Here is a 15,820-nt window from a genome sequence, read left to right as displayed (position 1 = left end):
CCGTGGACCCCGTGCGGCGTCCATCCTGTGAACTCCCCCAGGGCCGGAAGGCAGCAAGGGTAAGCGGGCTCTGGCGGGTGCACGGGGTCCCCTTGTGCCCGGGGCTGCCCCGACCCGGCCCCTGAGCTGGCCGTCAGTGCGGTTGCGTAGCCTCTTGGTGTGGCACTGGCTCTCTACCGCAGGTACCGCCCGGCGACCTTCGCCGAGGTGGTCGGCCAGGAACACGTCACCGACCCGCTCCGCACCGCGCTCAACGCCGGGCGGATCAGCCACGCCTACCTCTTCTCGGGGCCGAGGGGCTGCGGCAAGACCTCCAGCGCCCGCATCCTGGCGCGGTCGCTGAACTGCGTTCGGGGACCGACCGCCGACCCGTGCGGAACCTGCTCCTCCTGCGTGGCCCTGGCTCCGGAGGGGCCGGGGAACGTGGACGTGGTCGAGCTGGACGCCGCCAGCCACGGTGGTGTGGACGACGCGAGGGAACTGCGCGACCGTGCGTTCTACGCACCGGCCGAGTCCCGCTACCGCGTCTTCATCATCGACGAGGCGCACATGGTCACCACCCAGGGCTTCAACGCCCTGTTGAAGATCGTGGAGGAGCCTCCGGACCACCTGGTCTTCGTGTTCGCGACCACCGAACCGGACAAGGTCCTGCCGACCATCCGCTCCCGGACCCACCACTACCCGTTCCGGCTGATGCCGCCGGCGGTGGTCCGCGACCTGCTGGAGTCGATCTGCTCGGCCGAGGGCGTGGCGGTCGAACCGCCGGTGTTCCCGCTGGTCGTCCGGGCCGGCGGTGGTTCGGGTCGGGACACGCTCAGCGTGATGGACCAGTTGCTGGCCGGCGCGGGGGCGGAGGGTGTGACCTACGAGCGGGCGATCGCCCTGCTGGGCGTCACCGACGTCGCGCTGATCGACTCGATGGTGGAGGCGCTGGCCGCCGAGGACGCCCCCGGTGTCTACGCCGCCGTCGACCAGGTCATCGAGGCGGGGCACGATCCCCGGCGGTTCGCCACCGACCTGCTCGAGAGGTTCCGGGACCTCCTGTTGCTCCGGGCCGTCCCCGACGCCACCGACCGGGGCCTGGTGTCCGCGCCCGAGGACGGGCTGGCCACCATGACCGGGCAGGCCGAACGGTTGGGACCGGCCGCCCTGACGCGGTTCGCCGAGATCGTGCACTCGGGGCTGGGGGAGATGCGCGGGTCCACCTCGCCCCGGCTCCTCCTGGAACTCCTGTGCGCCCGGATGCTGCTGCCGGCGGCGGAGTCCTCGGGGCGGGCACTGCTCCAGCGGGTCGAGGCCGTCGAGCAACGCCTGGCGGCGGGCGGCGGAGCCGTGGCGGCCCCGGTTCCCGGGAGCGCGCCGACCCCGTCCCTCCCCGCCGCCCACGAGGAGGGGGCGCCGCCCCGGAGAGCGTTCCAACGGCCCAGCCAGGCGCCCGCGCAGCCGCCGTCGACGGCGGAGCGCCACGAGGAGGCCCAGCGGCCGGAGCCCCCGCGCACCCCGGAGGCGGCCGCCCCGGCCCCACCGGAGGAGACCCGCCCCGCCGCCCCGCCGCCCGCCCCGGTGGCTCCGGCCCCGGCACGGGACACCGTCGACGTCGCCACGGTCCGGAAGATGTGGCCCACCCTGCTCTCCAAGGTCCGGGACCACAGCCGCAGCCTCGGCGCCATGCTGACCGACGCGGTGGCGCACTCGGTCGCCGACGGCGAGGTGGTGTTCACCCACCCGGCGTCGGCGCTGGTCCGCCGACTCTCCGACACCAGGAACAGCGAGATCATCGCCACCGCCCTGCGAGAGGTGCTCGGGGGGGACTGGCGGGTCCGCTGCGTGTCGGCGGAGGAGGCGGCCCGGCTCGGCCAGGGTGGTGGAGCTTCGCCCGCCACCGGTCACCAGCCGGCCCCGGCGCCCGCCCGGCGCCCCGAACCGCCGCGTCGGGCTCCCGAGCCGACTCCACCGAGGCGGACCGAGACCGCGCGTCCGGCGCCCCGGGCGGTGACCGCCGAGGACGACATCCCCCTGCCACCGGAACCCGACGAACCGGAACCGCCGGACCCGGACCCGCCCGCCGGGGCGGCGAGCCCAGCTCGAGGGGCTGCGCCGAGGTCCAACGGCCACACGCCAGCCACCGACGTCGCGGTGCCCCCGGGGGGCACGGCCGTCCCGGGCGGCCCCGGCGCGGAGGGCCCGGAGGGACCGGACGACCCCCGGGACGTGCGACCGCCTCGGGACCCGCAGGAGACGGCGATCCAGCTGCTGTCCGAACAGCTGGGCGGGCGCCTGGTGACCTGAGTTCCTCGGCGAGCCCCCGGGGCGGCGCGGCTCGTCCGAGCACCCGGCGGGACGGCTAGGCTTGCGGCGACGCGAGACCGACGACCTCCGTCGAGAGGAGCCATGGTGCAGCCCGGTGGCCAGCCGAACATGCAACAGATCATCCAGCAGGCGCAGAAACTTCAGCAGCAGGTGATGGAGGCCCAGCAGGAGCTGGCCGAAGCCGAGGTGACCGGCACCGCCGGTGGTGGCCTGGTGCGGGCCACGGTGAACGGTTCCGGAGAGCTCCAGAACCTGGTCATCGACCCCAAGGCCGTCGATCCGGAGGACACCGAGACCCTCGCCGACCTGGTGGTCGCGGCCGTCCGCGACGCCAACCGGGAGGCGCAGGAGCTGGCGCAGCGCAAGCTGGGCCCGGTGGCCGGCGGCCTCGGGGACATGGGAGGGCTCGGGCTGGGCGGCCCCGGCGGTCCCGCGCTGCCCGGTTTCCCCGGGCTGTGACGACGGCCGGAGCGGCGAGGCAAGGAACGGTGGAGTGTACGAGGGCCCAGTCCAGGACCTGATCGACGAACTCGGGCGGTTGCCCGGAATCGGTCCCAAGAGCGCGCAGCGCATCGCCTTCCACCTGCTCGGCGCCGAGCCCGCCGACGTCACCCGGCTCCAGGAGGTCCTCCAAAGGGTGAAGGAGGGCGTCACCTTCTGCGACATCTGCGGCAACGTGTCGGAGCAGGCGACGTGCCGGATCTGCCGGGACGCCCGCCGGGACGCGGCGCTGGTGTGCGTGGTCGAGGAGCCCAAGGACGTGCTCGCGGTGGAGCGCACCCGGGAGTACCGGGGGCGCTACCACGTCCTGGGTGGGGCGTTGGACCCGTTGTCCGGGGTGGGGCCCGACCAGCTGCGCATCCGGGAGCTGCTGGGCCGGATCGGTGGGCAGTACGGCGGTGCGGAGGTGACCGAGGTCATCATCGCCACGGACCCGAACACCGAGGGGGAGGCGACCGCCACCTACCTGGTGCGGATGTTGCGGGACTTCCCCGGGCTGACGGTCACCCGGCTGGCCTCCGGGCTGCCGATGGGTGGGGACCTGGAGTTCGCCGACGAACTGACTCTCGGCCGCGCGCTGTCCGGGCGCCGGTCGGTGTGATCCTGGCCGTCGGCGGCGCGGAGGACCGGGTGCGAGCCGCACCGGACGGTGCCTCGGTGCGCCGGCGCTCCCGTCCGCCGGCTGGCGGCTCCTGCCGCCCTGCCTGGAGCGAAGTCCTGCCGATCCCCTCCGGAGTGCCCGGTCGACGGGTCGCGGCCACGTCGGTTCCGCGCGTCGTTCACCGGGGGCGGGGGGCGCGGTGACGGGGTCGGCGAACGCTCGTGCGGTGCTGGACAGGGTGCTGTCCCGTCCTCCACGACTCGGCCGCACCAGGTTGGTGTCCGTGGACGGTCCCTCGGGGAGCGGCAAGACGACGCTGGCCGAGGACCTGGTCCGGCTCGGCCGGGAGCGGGGGGTGCGGATCGACGTCGTGCCCACGGACCACTTCGCCACCTGGTCGGAACCGGTGGGCTGGTGGCCTCGGCTGGAGCGGGCGGTGCTCGCCCCGCTGGAGCGGGGCGAGGTCGCCCGCTACCAGCGGGTGGAGTGGCGCGGCGGTGAGCCCGTTCCCGGGGCGTGGCTGGAGGTGCCGCCACCGGACGTGCTGGTGCTGGAGGGTGTCTCCTCGGCTCGGGTCGAGGTGGCGGATCGGGCGAGCCTCCTGGTCTGGGTGGAGCATCCCGACCCCGCCGTTCGGTTGGAGCGGGCGGTCGCCCGGGACGGTGCGGGAACACGCCCTCACCTGGTGGAATGGCAGCGGGTGGAAACCGAGTGGTTCCGCCGGGATTCGACCCGTGAACGGGCTCACGTCCAGATGACGAACCCGTGACGTCGTTTTGCGATTTCGTGACCCCCCGTGCTGGTTGCGCGATCGTGATCCGTGACACGTCCGATTCTTGTCCATAACCCGTTAGGGTCTGCCATCAATCCGTCAGTAACCGTCAACGACTGAGGTGCACGATGGCCGTATCCAAAAGGGCCCTGAACCCCAGGCTCCGGCGACTCACGACCGTGGGTGTCGCGGGCGCTGTGGCCTTGTCCCTGTCCGCCTGCGCCGAGTCCCAGCGGGGCGACGGTGGCGGCGACGACGGAGGTTCGGGCTCCGGGGGTGGCACCTTCACCTTCGGTGCGGCCGGCGCCCCGGCGCTGTTCGACCCTTTCTACGCCTCGGACGGTGAGACGTTCCGCGTCGCGCGCCAGATCTTCCAGGGCCTGGTCACCTTCGCGCCGGGCGATGTCGACGTCGTTCCCGAGCTGGCCACGGGTTGGGAGTCCAGTGACGACGGCCTGGAGTGGACCTTCACCCTCCAGGAGGGGGTGTCCTTCCACGACGGAACCCCCTTCGACGCGGACGCGGTCTGCTACAACTTCGAGCGCTGGTACACCCAGGAGGGCGCCGGCCAGAGCGAGGCCCTGTCCTACTACTGGAAGCAGAACTTCGGCGGCTTCTCCGACGGCGCCACGCCCTCGCTGTACGAGTCGTGCGAGGTCGACGACGAGCACACGGCGACAGTCACCCTGACCAGGGCCACGGGCAAGTTCCCGTCGCTGCTCGGGCTGCCCGCCTTCTCCATGCAGTCGCCCACGGCGTTGGAGGAGCACTCGGCCAACGACGTGCGGGCCGAGGGTGACAGCTTCGTGTTCTCCGAGTACGCCAGGGAGCACCCGACCGGGACCGGCCCCTTCGTCTTCTCCTCCTACGACGAGGGCAACGGCACGATCGAGCTGACCCGGAACGAGGAGTACTGGGACGAGGACGGCAAGGCGAACATCGAACGGCTGATCTTCCGGATCATCCCGGACGAGACCGCCCGCAAGCAGGAGCTCCAGTCCGGCGGCATCGACGGGTACGACCTGCCCAACCCCGCTGACTACCAGCAGCTGCGGGACGAGGGCTTCCAGGTCGAGGTCCGGGACCCGTTCAACATCCTGTACCTGGGCATCTCGCAGAAGGACAACCCGGCGCTGCGCGACCTGCGGGTCCGGCAGGCCCTCGCCCACGCCATCAACCGGGAGGGCCTGGTCAGCTCGACCCTTCCCGACGGCGCCGAGGTGGCGACCCAGCTCTACCCGGACAGCGTCGAGGGCTGGTCCGCCGACGTGCGGACCTACGACTACGACCCGGAGCTCGCCGAGGAGCTGCTGGCCGAGGCCGGTCACGAGGACCTGACGGTCGACTTCTGGTGGCCCACCGAGGTCACCCGCCCCTACCTGCCGGACCCCCAGGGCATCTTCAACGCCATCTCCCAGGACCTGGAGGCCGTCGGCATCACGGTGAACGCCGTCAGCCGACCGTGGGCCGGCGGGTACATCGAGGAGTCCAACCAGGGCAACGCCCCGCTGTTCCTGCTCGGCTGGACCGGTGACTACAACACCGCCGACAACTTCCTCGGCTCCTTCTTCAGCTCGACCGAGGGGCAGTTCTACACCGGGGAGTCCGACTGGGGGCAGCAGCTGGCGGACGACCTCGCGGCGGCCGACTCCGAGCCGGACGAGGAGATCCGCACCGGGCTGTACGAGGAGATCAACGAGAACCTGATGAGCGAGTGGCTGCCCGCGATCCCGATCTCCCACTCCCCGCCGGCGATCGTGGTGGCCGAGCACGTCGAGGGCCTGGTGACGAGTCCGCTGACCGCGGAGGAGTTCAACACGATCACCGTGGAGTGAGCCACCGACACCGGATCTGATCGCTCCCACCACAAGGAACCCTCGTGCTGCGCTACACCGTACGGCGGCTCGGACAGCTGATGCTGGTCGTTCTCGCCCTGTCGGTGCTGCTGTTCGCCTGGCTCAGGGCGCTCCCGGGAGGGCCGGTCTCGGCCCTCCTGGGAGACCGGGCCACGCCGGAGTCCGAGGCGGCGCTGCGCGCCGACCTCGGGCTCGACCAGCCCATCGTCCTCCAGTACTGGAGGTTCGTGGCCCGGGCGCTGAGCGGCGACTTCGGCACCTCGACCGGCGTCCAGCGGGGGACACCCGCGCTGGACGTCTTCCTGCAACGTTTCCCGGCCACGCTGGAACTCGCGGTGTTGGCCATCCTGATCGCCATCGCGGTGGGGATCCCGCTCGGCTACCTGGCCGCCCGGCGACGCGGCCGGATCCTGGACAACCTGAGCATCACCTGGTCCCTGGTCGGGATCGCGGTGCCGGTCTTCTTCCTCGCCTTCCTGCTGAAGTGGATCTTCGCCGTCCAGCTCGGTTGGCTCCCGGCGTCCGGGCGCCAGACCGGGGGTATCGACGCCACCAGGGTCACCGGCTTCTACGTCCTCGACGGCATCCTGACGCAGGAGTGGGACGCGGCCCTCGACGCGTTCGTCCACCTCCTGTTGCCGGCGATCGCCCTCTCCACCATCCCGTTCGCGGTGATCTTCCGGATCACCAGGGCCGCCGTGCTGGACGTCCTCGACGAGGACTACGTGCGCACCGCCAGGTCGAAGGGGCTCGCCGGGGCGGTGATCCGACGCCGGCACGTGCTGCGCAACGCCATGCTGCCGGTGGTCACGACGATCGGCCTCCAGACCGGGGCGTTGCTCTCCGGTGCGGTGCTCACCGAACGGGTCTTCAACATCCCCGGGCTCGGCCAAGCGCTGGCACTGGGCTTCGAACGCAAGGACTTCCCGGTGCTCCAAGTGGTGATCCTGGCGTCCGCGATGACGTACGTGCTGGTGAACCTGCTCGTGGACCTGTCCTACGCCGCTATCGACCCACGGATCAGGACACGCTGATGGCCATCGGTACCAGTCGCAAGGAGCGGATCGACTCGCTCGCGGAGTCCAGCGCCACCGAGACCGGGGTGAGCCTCGCGGCCTCCGCCTGGCGTCGGCTGCGCCGCAACCCCGTCTTCCTGGTGGGCGCGTCCATCATCGGGCTGTTCGTGCTGCTCGCCCTGATCGCCCCGCTGATCGCCCCGCACGACCCGGGTGTGCGGATGCTCGCCGACCAGGTGTCGCGCGCCACGAACAGCATCCCGCCGGCGCAGGAGGGGCATCCCTTCGGCGGTGACCAGCACGGCAGGGACCTCTTCTCCCGAGTCCTGCTGGGTTCCCAGCAGACCCTGCTGGTGGCGGTGCTGGCGACCGTGATCGGCCTGGGCGGGGGCCTGACCCTGGGTACCCTCGCCGGGGCCTTCGGCGGGTGGGTGGACTCCCTCGTCATGCGGATCGTGGACGTGATGCTCTCGGTCCCGTCGCTGCTGCTGGCGGTGTCCATCGGGGCGTTGTTCTCCGCGCAGACCCAGTTCACCGTGATCCTGGCGGTCGCGATCGTGCAGATCCCGGTCTTCGCCCGGCTGTTGCGGGGCACGATGCTCGCGCAGCGGGAGAGCGACCACGTGCTCGCGGCCCGGTCGCTGGGCGTCAGGCAGCGGTCGATCGTGTTCCGCCACATGTTGCCCAACGCCCTGGGCCCGGTGATCGTGCAGTCGACGTTGGTGCTGGCGGTGGCCATCATCGACGCGGCGGCGCTGTCCTTCCTGGGGCTCGGGGCGGCCGACGACTCGGTCCCCGAGTGGGGGCAGATGCTCGGCAACGCCCAGAACGTGATCGATTCCCATCCGCACCTGGCTTTCTGGCCAGCGGCCTGCATCATCGTGGTGGCCCTCGGCTTCACGCTGGTCGGCGAGTCGCTGCGGGACGCTCTCGACCCGAAGAGGCGGCGGTAGACATGGCGCTGCTCGAAGTGCGCGATCTCTCGGTCGTGTTCCAGCGCAAGGGTGAGGATCCCTTCGCCGCGGTGGACGGCATCAGCTTCGACGTGAGCCCTGGGCAGATGGTGGGGTTGGTCGGCGAGTCCGGCTGTGGGAAGTCCGTGACCTCGTTGGCGATCATGGGCTTGCTCCCCCAGCGCGGGGTGCGCGTCGGCGGCACGGTCGAGTTCGAGGGGAAGGACCTGCTCCGGCTCTCCGACCGCGAGCTCGCCGACCGCCGCGGTCGCGATCTGGGCATGGTCTTCCAGGACCCGCTGTCCTCGGTGAACCCCGTCATCCCGATCGGGGTCCAGGTCAGCGAGGTGCTGGAGCGGCACGAGGGCCTGCGGCGCCGGGAGGCCGCGCTCCGCTCGGCCGAGTTGCTGGAACGCGTCGGCATCCCCGACCCCGGCCGCAGGTTGAAGGAGTACCCGCACCAGCTGTCCGGTGGGATGCGCCAACGGGCGCTGATCGCGATGGCGCTGGCCTGCAAACCCCGGTTGCTGATCGCCGACGAACCCACGACCGCTCTCGACGTGACCATCCAGGCGCAGATCCTCAGCCTGCTCTCCGAGCTGGTCCGGGACACGGGAACGGCCCTCATCATGATCACCCACGACCTCGGTGTCGTGGCCGGCATGTGCGACGAGGTCAACGTGCTCTACGGCGGGCGGATCGTCGAACGGGCCGGGCGACACGAGCTGTTCGCCGAGCCCCGCCACCCCTACACGGCGGGTCTGCTGGCCTCGATCCCCCGGCTCGACGCGCCCAGGGGGGAGCGGCTGACCCCGATCCGGGGTTCGGTCGCGGACAACATCCCGTGGGCGGGTGGGTGCGCGTTCGCCCCCCGGTGCCCGAACGCGGTCCACGCCTGCGTCGAGCGCGGTCCGGAGATGACCCGGGAGGGCGAACGGCTGTTGCGATGCCACAACCCGGTCGGGCGACCGGCACCCAGTGAGGAGGTGCCGGCCCGGTGAGCGCGGCACACGACGAGTCGGCGAACGCCAGCACGGTGGCCTCGGAGGAGGACCGGGTGCTGGTGGAGGTCGAGGACCTCAAGGTCCACTTCCCGATCAAGCGCGGCGTCTTCCTCGACCGCACCGTCGGCCACGTCTACGCGGTGGACGGCGTCGACCTCCGCATCCGGCGGGGCGAGACCTACGGGCTCGTCGGCGAGTCGGGGTGTGGGAAGTCGACCCTGGGCAGGGCGTTGCTGCGCCTGGTCGACCAGACCGGGGGGCGTGTCGTCTTCGACGGAGTGGACCTCTCCACCCTCAAGGGGGAGCCGCTGCGGCGGATGCGCCGTCGGATGCAGATGGTGTTCCAGGACCCGATGTCCTCGCTGGACCCGCGCCAGTCGGTGGCGTCGATCCTCGTGGAGGGGCTGCGGGCCCACGGCCTGGACACCGACCGGGTCGCCACCGACCGGCGGCTGCGGGAGCTCCTGACAGCGGTCGGCCTCCCCGAGACGGCGTTGCGCAAGTACCCGCACGAGTTCTCCGGTGGTCAACGGCAGCGGATCGGGATCGCCAGGGCGCTGACGGTCAACCCCGACCTGGTCGTGGCGGACGAGCCGGTGTCGGCACTGGACGTGTCCGTCCAGGCGCAGGTCATCAACCTCCTCGGGGACCTCCAGGAGGAGTTCGGCCTGACCTACCTGGTCATCGCGCACGACCTCGCCGTGGTGCGGCACATCTCGGACCGGATCGGTGTGATGTACCTGGGTGGGCTGGTGGAGGAGGCATCCTCCGACGCCCTGTACCAGGAACCGCTCCACCCCTACACCCGAGCACTGCTGTCGGCGGTCCCGGTGCCGGACCCGGAGCTGGAGGACCGCCGCGAGCACATCCTCCTGTCCGGTGATCTCCCGTCGCCCGCCGCGCCGCCGCCCGGCTGCCGGTTCCACACCCGATGCCCCTGGCGGCAGGCCGACCGGTGCGACACCGAGCGCCCCGCGCTGCGCGAGGTCGCACCAGGGCACCGGGTGGCCTGCCATTTCGCCGAGGACATCCGGGACGGGCGAATCGCCCGGCACGCGGTGGCCGCGGAGGCGGTGGACGCCACGACCGGCCTGCCGGGGGTGACGTCGTCCTCCGCGGCGGGACCGGCCTCCGTCACGGAGGTGTTGGGACCCTGATCGGGGACCGAGGGCCGGGCGCGCGGCCCTCGGGTCCGCCCCGGCCGACACCCGTCGCCGGGGCTCCGGCGGACGTGGCGACGTGCCGGTGGATCCACGACGCGATCCGCCCGGCGTTCCGGCTCACGACGTTCAGGTGCGTTCCCGGTAGTCGCGAGCTGGTCGCGTTCGGGAGGCGGGCCGCGAGCGCGACGGCGACGGCGCGCATCCAGGTCGGGCTCGAGGTGGAGAAGGGCAGGTGCACCGGCATCGTCAGCCGGTCGAGCTCCGGTTCCAGCGGGTCCCGGCGCCATGAGGTCCAGCCGACCCGCGCCTCCGTCACCAGACGTCCGAGCTCGGGGGGCGGGGCCGCCGGCGCGGATGCGGGCCGGGGGCCGGGTGGGGAGAACGCGGCCGCGAAGGCCGGGCCCACCCGGGCCGGGGGGAGAGCGGCGATCCGGTCCATCTCGGCGGTGAACTCCGCCTGACCCGGCCACCGGGGACGGTTGCCCAGCCACGCGATGTCCACCAACGTCAGACTGGTCACCCGATGTGGGCGGGCGAGGGCGAAGAGGATCGCCGCGAGGCAGCCGCAGGAGTGGCCCACGACCGACACGGGCCCGTCAAAGTGGTCCAGGTGGTCCTCCACGAGACGGGCCTCGTCCGCCACCCCGTACGCCGCGAGGGTGTCGGCCGAGCGCCACGCCGGGCCCCACGGGATGGCCGTGGGTTCCAGGTGGCGCTCGGCCAACTCGGCGGCCAGGGTGGCGTAGGTCCGATCAGGGCGGGTCAAGGCGCCGGAGACCAGCACCACGCGCGCGGTCATCGGTCCCGGTCCCGACGCCGTCGGGACGGTGGTGACCAGGGTCGTCGGTGGGTGGCAGGTCCACAGTGCACACGGCCGTGATACCCGTGGTCGAGCACCGAGTCGAGGACTATCACCTGACCGAGTGAGAGGATGTCCTCGCCGGGCAGGTCGCCTCAGGACCGCGCGGCGGCCGCCCGGTACCAGACGTCGAGCGCGGCGTGGTCGGTGCTGGCGGTTCCCCCGTCGAGGTGCGCGCGGAGGCCGTCGAGGATGCCGTGCCAGCCGACGGCGAAGTCGGCGGCCGGCCCCTGGTCCACCGCCCGGTGGCGGAGTACGAGCTCCGTTCCCCCGTCGGCGGCGGTCGCGAGTTCCCATCGCACCGTCGAGGGCGGTTCGTCGGACCAGCACCAGCTGTGTTCGAGCAGCGTTGGAGCCTCGACCACTGCGACGGTGCCCTCCGCGCTGCCCTCGTCACCGAAGTCGAAGAGCACGGACCCGCCCGGCCGGACCTCGATCCGCACGCCGGGAAGCCACTCCCGCTGGTGCTCGGGTTGGCTCAGGGCGGCCCACACCCGGTCGATCGGGTGGGCGAGGTGCCGCCGGAACAGGATCTGCCAGGCCCCGTCATCCCCCAGGCCGAGCGTTCCCGCTTCCGGGGGAGGCGCGAGGTCCCGGGGGTCCGTCGTCCGTCGTTGGTGCTCCACGTCCTACTCCTCAGTCCGCTGTCGGCGTGCTGCCGTGGGTCGACTCGGCCGCGAGCCGGTCGAGATGGTGTTCCAACTGGTCCAGTCGGCGCGACCACCGGTCGCGCACCCGGTCGACCCAGTCCCCGGCCTCGGCCAACGAGGCCGGGACGAGGTGGTACACGCGTTGTTGGGCCTCGGACCGCCAGCCCACCAGGCCCGCCTCCCGCAGTACCCGCAGGTGGCGGGAGACGGTGGGCCGTGCCGTGCTGAACTCGCCCGCGAGTTCCCCCGCGGTGCGGTCACCGTCGGCCAGCAGCTCCAGCAGCCGACGGCGGGTGGGATCGGCGAGAGCCTCGAACACGGCGTGCGTCATGACCGATTAGTAGCACGACAGCTACGTAGCTGTCCAGCTACGCAAGCGTCGCGGGCTGAGCCTGGGCGCGCGAGGTGGGTCGCGGAGGCGGCGCGGTGGCCGGCCCCGGGTCAGCCGCCCTCGGTCGGCCCCGGGCGAGGGGTGGGCAGCGACCCGGTCGCGTTCCGCTCACCGCTCGCCGCCTTGTCGAGGGCCAACGCCAGCTGGGCCGCGTCGGATGCGCTCAACACCGCCGTCTCCCCGGGAGGGGTGACGACGGCCACCCGGTCTCCCATGACGAGGACGCTGATCCGACGCGTGCGTCCGGAGAAGTCCACGCAGTTGACCCACCAGCGCAGCTCGTCGTCCGATCCGGTGTCCATCATCGTCTCCTCGTTGGAGCGGCGGGCCGGGTGCGCCAACCGTACGTCCGGGGAGGGTGGGCGGCGACCGAAGGCTCGTTCGGCTGGGTGGCGATGGTACGCCAGGAGCGGTAGCGGTCCGATCACCACGAGTCGCCGGAGCGCACCACCCCGGCTCGGAAGAACGGCGGGAACCGGTCACGCACCGCGTTCCCTCCTTCACCCGCTGGGCGACGCGGGTTCTCTTGCCAACAAATTCATCCATTCGGGGGGTGTGTGAGGGGTGTGAACGGCATACTCACTCGTGCCCTGGGGTCCACTTTCGCATCGTCGTACCGACCGGGGAGTCCTCGCGACTCCCCGGTGCGGTGCGCGCGGTTCACACAGGAGACACCCTTGCGAATCCGTTCATGGTCCCCCCTCGTCGCGGTCGCCGCCTCCGCGGTGGTGCTGGCCGGTTGTTCCTCCACGGAGGAGGGCAACGCCGAGGCGGGTTCCTCGACCCCGACTGAGGCCACCTCCGAGATCGCCCCCGAGAGCGAGGTGGCGGAGGACGAGGAGGTCGACGCCTCGGACGTCCCGGTCGAGCCGGCCGGTGAGTTCTCCGGGGAGTTCACCCCGCAGGGCACCGAGCTCGCGCTGGGTGAGCCCGCCTACATCCCCTTCAAGTACGCCGACTCGACCGGCGTCATCAGCATCACGCTGGACGCGATCGAGCAGGGCTCGCCCTCCGACCTCGACCCCCTCGACATGGGTGACCAGGTCGCCGGCCTGGTGCCCTACTACCTCAAGTACACCGTCACCAACGAGAGCGGCGACGACCTCGCCTACGCCTCGGTCGGCGGGACCAGGGGAATCCTGCCCGACGGTTCCCGCGCCCAGGACCTGACCATCATCTTCGGCGGTCTCGACCAGTGCGACAGCGGGTCCGCGGGTGGCGACTTCACCGAGGTCGGCGCCAGCTACCAGGCCTGTGACATCTCGCTGGCCCCGGAGGCCACCGAGGTCGCGGGCTTCGAGATCTGGCGCAACGACCGGTCGGACGAGGTGCCCGGCACCGACTACTCCGCCGAGCCGGTCCGTTGGTGGAAGTGATCCGCAGGCCGTAGGCGCGGGGGTGGTCGGCCGGTTCGCGGCCGACCACCCCGCGTCGTCAGCGGTTGGCCCTGTTGACGGCGGAGACGACCGCTCGCAGCGCCGACGCCACGGTGGAGGTGTCCACCCCGACGCCCCAGAGGACCCGGTCGTTCACCGCGCACTCCACGTAGGAGGCGGCCTTCGCGTCGTCGCCGGCGGACAACGAGTGTTCGACGTACTCCAGGACCCTGACGTCGTACCCGACCGTGGCCAGCGCGTCCACGAAGGCGGAGATCGGCCCGTTGCCGGCACCGGTGATCTGCTGTTCCTCGCCCTCGACCACCACGTCCGCGACGATCTTGCTCGTCCCGCCGCCCTGGACCTGGTACCCCCCGAGCCGGAGCGGCGTCACCGCGTCCAGGTACTCGGTCGCGAAGACGTCCCACATGGCCTTCGGGTCGACCTCGCCGCCCTCGGAGTCGGTGACCCGCTGGACGAGCTTGGAGAACTCCATCTGCAACCGCCGGGGCAGGTCGAGCTGGTGCTCGGTCTTCATCACGTAGGCGACCCCGCCCTTGCCGGACTGGGAGTTGACCCGGATGACCGCCTCGTAGCTCCTGCCGACGTCCTTGGGGTCGATGGGCAGGTAGGGGACCGCCCACCGGTACTGGTCCACCTCGGAACCGGCCGCGGCGGCCTCCGCGCGCAGTGCGTCGAAGCCCTTGTTGATGGCGTCCTGGTGGCTGCCGGAGAACGCCGTGTACACCAGGTCACCGCCGTAGGGGTGGCGCTCGGGCACCGCGAGCTGGTTGCAGTACTCCACCGTCCGCCGGACCTCGTCGATGTCCGAGAGGTCGAGCTGGGGGTCGACACCCTGGCTGAACAGGTTCATGGCCAGCGTGACCAGGCAGACGTTCCCGGTGCGCTCACCGTTGCCGAACAGGCAACCCTCGATCCGGTCCGCGCCCGCCTGGTAACCCAGTTCGGCGGCCGCGACCCCGGTTCCCCGGTCGTTGTGCGGGTGCAGCGAGAGCACGATGGAGTCCCGGCGGGCCAGGTTCCGGTGCATCCACTCGATCGAGTCCGCGTAGACGTTCGGGGTGGCCATCTCCACCGTGGCCGGCAGGTTGATGATCACCGGGTTCTCCGGGGTGGCGTTCCAGATCTCGGTGACCGCGTCGCAGACCTCCACGGCGTAGGAGAGCTCCGTGCCGGTGTAGGACTCCGGTGAGTACTGGAAGCGGAACCGGGTGTCCGGGTACTTCCTGGAGACGGCCAGCACGGTCTCCGCCCCGTCCGTCGCGATCTTCTTGATCCCGGCGCGGTCCTTCCGGAACACCACCTCGCGTTGCAGGATGGACGTCGAGTTGTAGAGGTGCACGATCGCCCTCGGCGCACCGGCCACGGCCTCGAAGGTGCGTTCGATGAGCTCGGGACGGGCCTGGGTCAGCACCTGGATGCTGACGTCCTCGGGAACGGCCTCGTCCTCGATGATCTCCCGGACGAAGTCGAAGTCCGTCTGGCTGGCGGCCGGGAACCCGACCTCGATCTCCTTGAACCCCATGCGCACCAGGAGGTCGAACATCCGCCGCTTCCTGGCGGGGGACATCGGGTCGACCAGCGCCTGGTTGCCGTCCCTCAGGTCGACGGCGCACCACAGCGGTGCCTCGGTGATCGTCCGGTCCGGCCAGGTCCTGTCGGGCAGCGAGATCGGCTCGACCTGCTCGGCGAAGGGCCGGTACCGGTGGAAGGGCATGGCGCTTCCGAGCTGGCGGTTCCAGTGCGGCTGTCCGACGGGGGCCGGGCGGGACGGGGTCCGGAGCCTGCTGGCGGCGGCCGTCAACGCGTCGGAACTGGGGATGCTCACGTGGTCTCCTCTGTCTGCCTGTGCTGTGTGCGACGACCGGCGTCGGCAAACCTCCGCGCCGGGGAGCCGGTCTGGTCAGACCCCGTCGCGGCGGAGAAGCAGCAGGCCACGAGCCACGGCCCGAGCCTAACCCCGACCGGGACCCGATCGGAAGCCGGCTGTCCACGATCTGGGCGTTCACCTCGTTGACCTGGGGGGGACGGTCGTCCAGGCTGTCCGCCACGTCGTCCACCAGCCTTCAGGGTGCCGGCGGAACCCCTCGCCCGGGCGGGAGGGTGGCGGAGAGCACACCAGCCGATGTCCCCACCGGTGCGGTGCGGGACCTCCCGTCCTCGGCGTCCGACACGGGAGCTCGCGCCTCCCCTCGAAGTGGGTGGCGGGTCGGTCCGGCGAGCCCATCGCCACCCGGTGACGTCCTCGGCCCTGGCGCCACCCGGCCAGCCCCTCCTCGGTCCGTCCCGGCCACCCCGACGGGTCGGACCCGTCGGCCCGCTCGCCGGGGGACGGCCCCCTCGCTCG

Annotated in this window: 15 protein-coding genes and 1 other RNA gene; 11 read left to right on the top strand and 5 right to left on the bottom strand. The window is 71.7% G+C overall.

The window, feature by feature from the left end:
* The first annotated feature begins 1 nt into the window (after position 1).
* From ffs to C1701_RS09920, 10 genes are all read left to right on the top strand, one after another.
* An RNA gene (ffs, locus tag C1701_RS09965) (signal recognition particle sRNA small type) lies at positions 2 to 96 on the top strand.
* Positions 97 to 159: 63 nt separating this feature from the next.
* A complete protein-coding gene (locus tag C1701_RS09960; RefSeq protein ID WP_026417690.1) occupies positions 160 to 2,289 on the top strand; it encodes a DNA polymerase III subunit gamma and tau in 2,130 nt (709 codons plus the stop codon).
* A 102-nt stretch (positions 2,290 to 2,391) separates the two neighbouring features.
* Entirely contained in the window at positions 2,392 to 2,769 is a 378-nt protein-coding gene (locus C1701_RS09955) for a YbaB/EbfC family nucleoid-associated protein (RefSeq protein WP_016697684.1), read from the top strand.
* A gap of 34 nt (positions 2,770 to 2,803) precedes the next feature.
* A complete protein-coding gene (recR, locus tag C1701_RS09950; protein WP_016697683.1) occupies positions 2,804 to 3,412 on the top strand; it encodes a recombination mediator RecR in 609 nt (202 codons plus the stop codon).
* Between the two features lie 226 nt (positions 3,413 to 3,638).
* On the top strand, positions 3,639 to 4,181 hold the full coding sequence (locus tag C1701_RS09945; RefSeq protein ID WP_026417689.1) for a uridine kinase family protein: 543 nt from the start codon (positions 3,639 to 3,641) through the stop codon (positions 4,179 to 4,181).
* A 131-nt stretch (positions 4,182 to 4,312) separates the two neighbouring features.
* On the top strand, positions 4,313 to 6,019 hold the full coding sequence (locus tag C1701_RS09940; RefSeq protein ID WP_026417688.1) for an ABC transporter substrate-binding protein: 1,707 nt from the start codon (positions 4,313 to 4,315) through the stop codon (positions 6,017 to 6,019).
* Between the two features lie 44 nt (positions 6,020 to 6,063).
* Positions 6,064 to 7,074, top strand: coding sequence for an ABC transporter permease (locus C1701_RS09935; RefSeq protein ID WP_026417687.1), 1,011 nt, complete (start codon positions 6,064 to 6,066; stop codon positions 7,072 to 7,074).
* On the top strand, positions 7,074 to 8,009 hold the full coding sequence (locus tag C1701_RS09930; RefSeq protein ID WP_026417686.1) for an ABC transporter permease: 936 nt from the start codon (positions 7,074 to 7,076) through the stop codon (positions 8,007 to 8,009). The genes C1701_RS09935 and C1701_RS09930 overlap by 1 nt, the downstream gene beginning before the upstream one ends.
* Positions 8,010 to 8,011: 2 nt before the next feature.
* Positions 8,012 to 9,010, top strand: a complete 999-nt coding sequence (locus tag C1701_RS09925; RefSeq protein ID WP_103055847.1) for an ABC transporter ATP-binding protein — start codon at positions 8,012 to 8,014, stop codon at positions 9,008 to 9,010.
* 35 nt (positions 9,011 to 9,045) lie between these two features.
* Positions 9,046 to 10,170, top strand: a complete 1,125-nt coding sequence (locus tag C1701_RS09920) for an ABC transporter ATP-binding protein (protein ID WP_030104663.1) — start codon at positions 9,046 to 9,048, stop codon at positions 10,168 to 10,170.
* On the opposite strand, the gene C1701_RS09915 is transcribed toward C1701_RS09920, so the two are convergent.
* The 4 genes from C1701_RS09915 to C1701_RS09900 form a co-directional block, all read right to left on the bottom strand.
* Complete coding sequence (locus tag C1701_RS09915; RefSeq protein WP_030104662.1) at positions 10,148 to 10,975, bottom strand: alpha/beta fold hydrolase; 828 nt, start codon at positions 10,973 to 10,975, stop codon at positions 10,148 to 10,150. The genes C1701_RS09920 and C1701_RS09915 overlap by 23 nt on opposite strands.
* 155 nt (positions 10,976 to 11,130) lie before the next feature.
* Positions 11,131 to 11,661: an SRPBCC family protein gene (locus C1701_RS09910; protein ID WP_103055846.1), complete on the bottom strand. Its 531-nt coding sequence runs from the start codon at positions 11,659 to 11,661 to the stop codon at positions 11,131 to 11,133.
* Between the two features lie 10 nt (positions 11,662 to 11,671).
* Positions 11,672 to 12,016 (bottom strand): metalloregulator ArsR/SmtB family transcription factor, encoded by a 345-nt coding sequence (locus tag C1701_RS09905; protein ID WP_026417682.1) that lies wholly within the window; start codon positions 12,014 to 12,016, stop codon positions 11,672 to 11,674.
* A 110-nt stretch (positions 12,017 to 12,126) separates the two neighbouring features.
* Positions 12,127 to 12,417, bottom strand: coding sequence for a hypothetical protein (locus tag C1701_RS09900; protein ID WP_337662215.1), 291 nt, complete (start codon positions 12,415 to 12,417; stop codon positions 12,127 to 12,129).
* Between the two features lie 336 nt (positions 12,418 to 12,753).
* Here C1701_RS09900 and C1701_RS09895 point away from each other — a divergent pair, with 336 nt between their 5' ends.
* Entirely contained in the window at positions 12,754 to 13,452 is a 699-nt protein-coding gene (locus C1701_RS09895) for a hypothetical protein (RefSeq protein ID WP_051313500.1), read from the top strand.
* 58 nt (positions 13,453 to 13,510) lie between these two features.
* Here the strand turns inward: C1701_RS09895 and leuA are convergent, their stop codons facing one another.
* On the bottom strand, positions 13,511 to 15,301 hold the full coding sequence (gene leuA / locus C1701_RS09890; RefSeq protein ID WP_211237463.1) for a 2-isopropylmalate synthase: 1,791 nt from the start codon (positions 15,299 to 15,301) through the stop codon (positions 13,511 to 13,513).
* Positions 15,302 to 15,820: the final 519 nt, after the last annotated feature.

The sequence above is a fragment of the Actinoalloteichus sp. AHMU CJ021 genome, assembly GCF_002895405.1.
In the GTDB taxonomy this organism is placed as follows: domain Bacteria; phylum Actinomycetota; class Actinomycetes; order Mycobacteriales; family Pseudonocardiaceae; genus Actinoalloteichus_B; species Actinoalloteichus_B caeruleus.
The sequence above is the reverse complement of the archived record's forward strand: the minus strand, read 5'-3'. Positions and strand labels throughout refer to the sequence as shown.

Coding starts and splice junctions, on each gene's coding strand:
- C1701_RS09915 (WP_030104662.1), bottom strand. CDS start 10,975: ATGACCGCGCGCGTGGTGCTGGTCTCCGGCGCCTTGACCCGCCCTGAT.
- C1701_RS09925 (WP_103055847.1), top strand. CDS start 8,012: ATGGCGCTGCTCGAAGTGCGCGATCTCTCGGTCGTGTTCCAGCGCAAG.
- C1701_RS09930 (WP_026417686.1), top strand. CDS start 7,074: ATGGCCATCGGTACCAGTCGCAAGGAGCGGATCGACTCGCTCGCGGAG.
- C1701_RS09905 (WP_026417682.1), bottom strand. CDS start 12,016: ATGACGCACGCCGTGTTCGAGGCTCTCGCCGATCCCACCCGCCGTCGG.
- C1701_RS09955 (WP_016697684.1), top strand. CDS start 2,392: ATGGTGCAGCCCGGTGGCCAGCCGAACATGCAACAGATCATCCAGCAG.
- C1701_RS09940 (WP_026417688.1), top strand. CDS start 4,313: ATGGCCGTATCCAAAAGGGCCCTGAACCCCAGGCTCCGGCGACTCACG.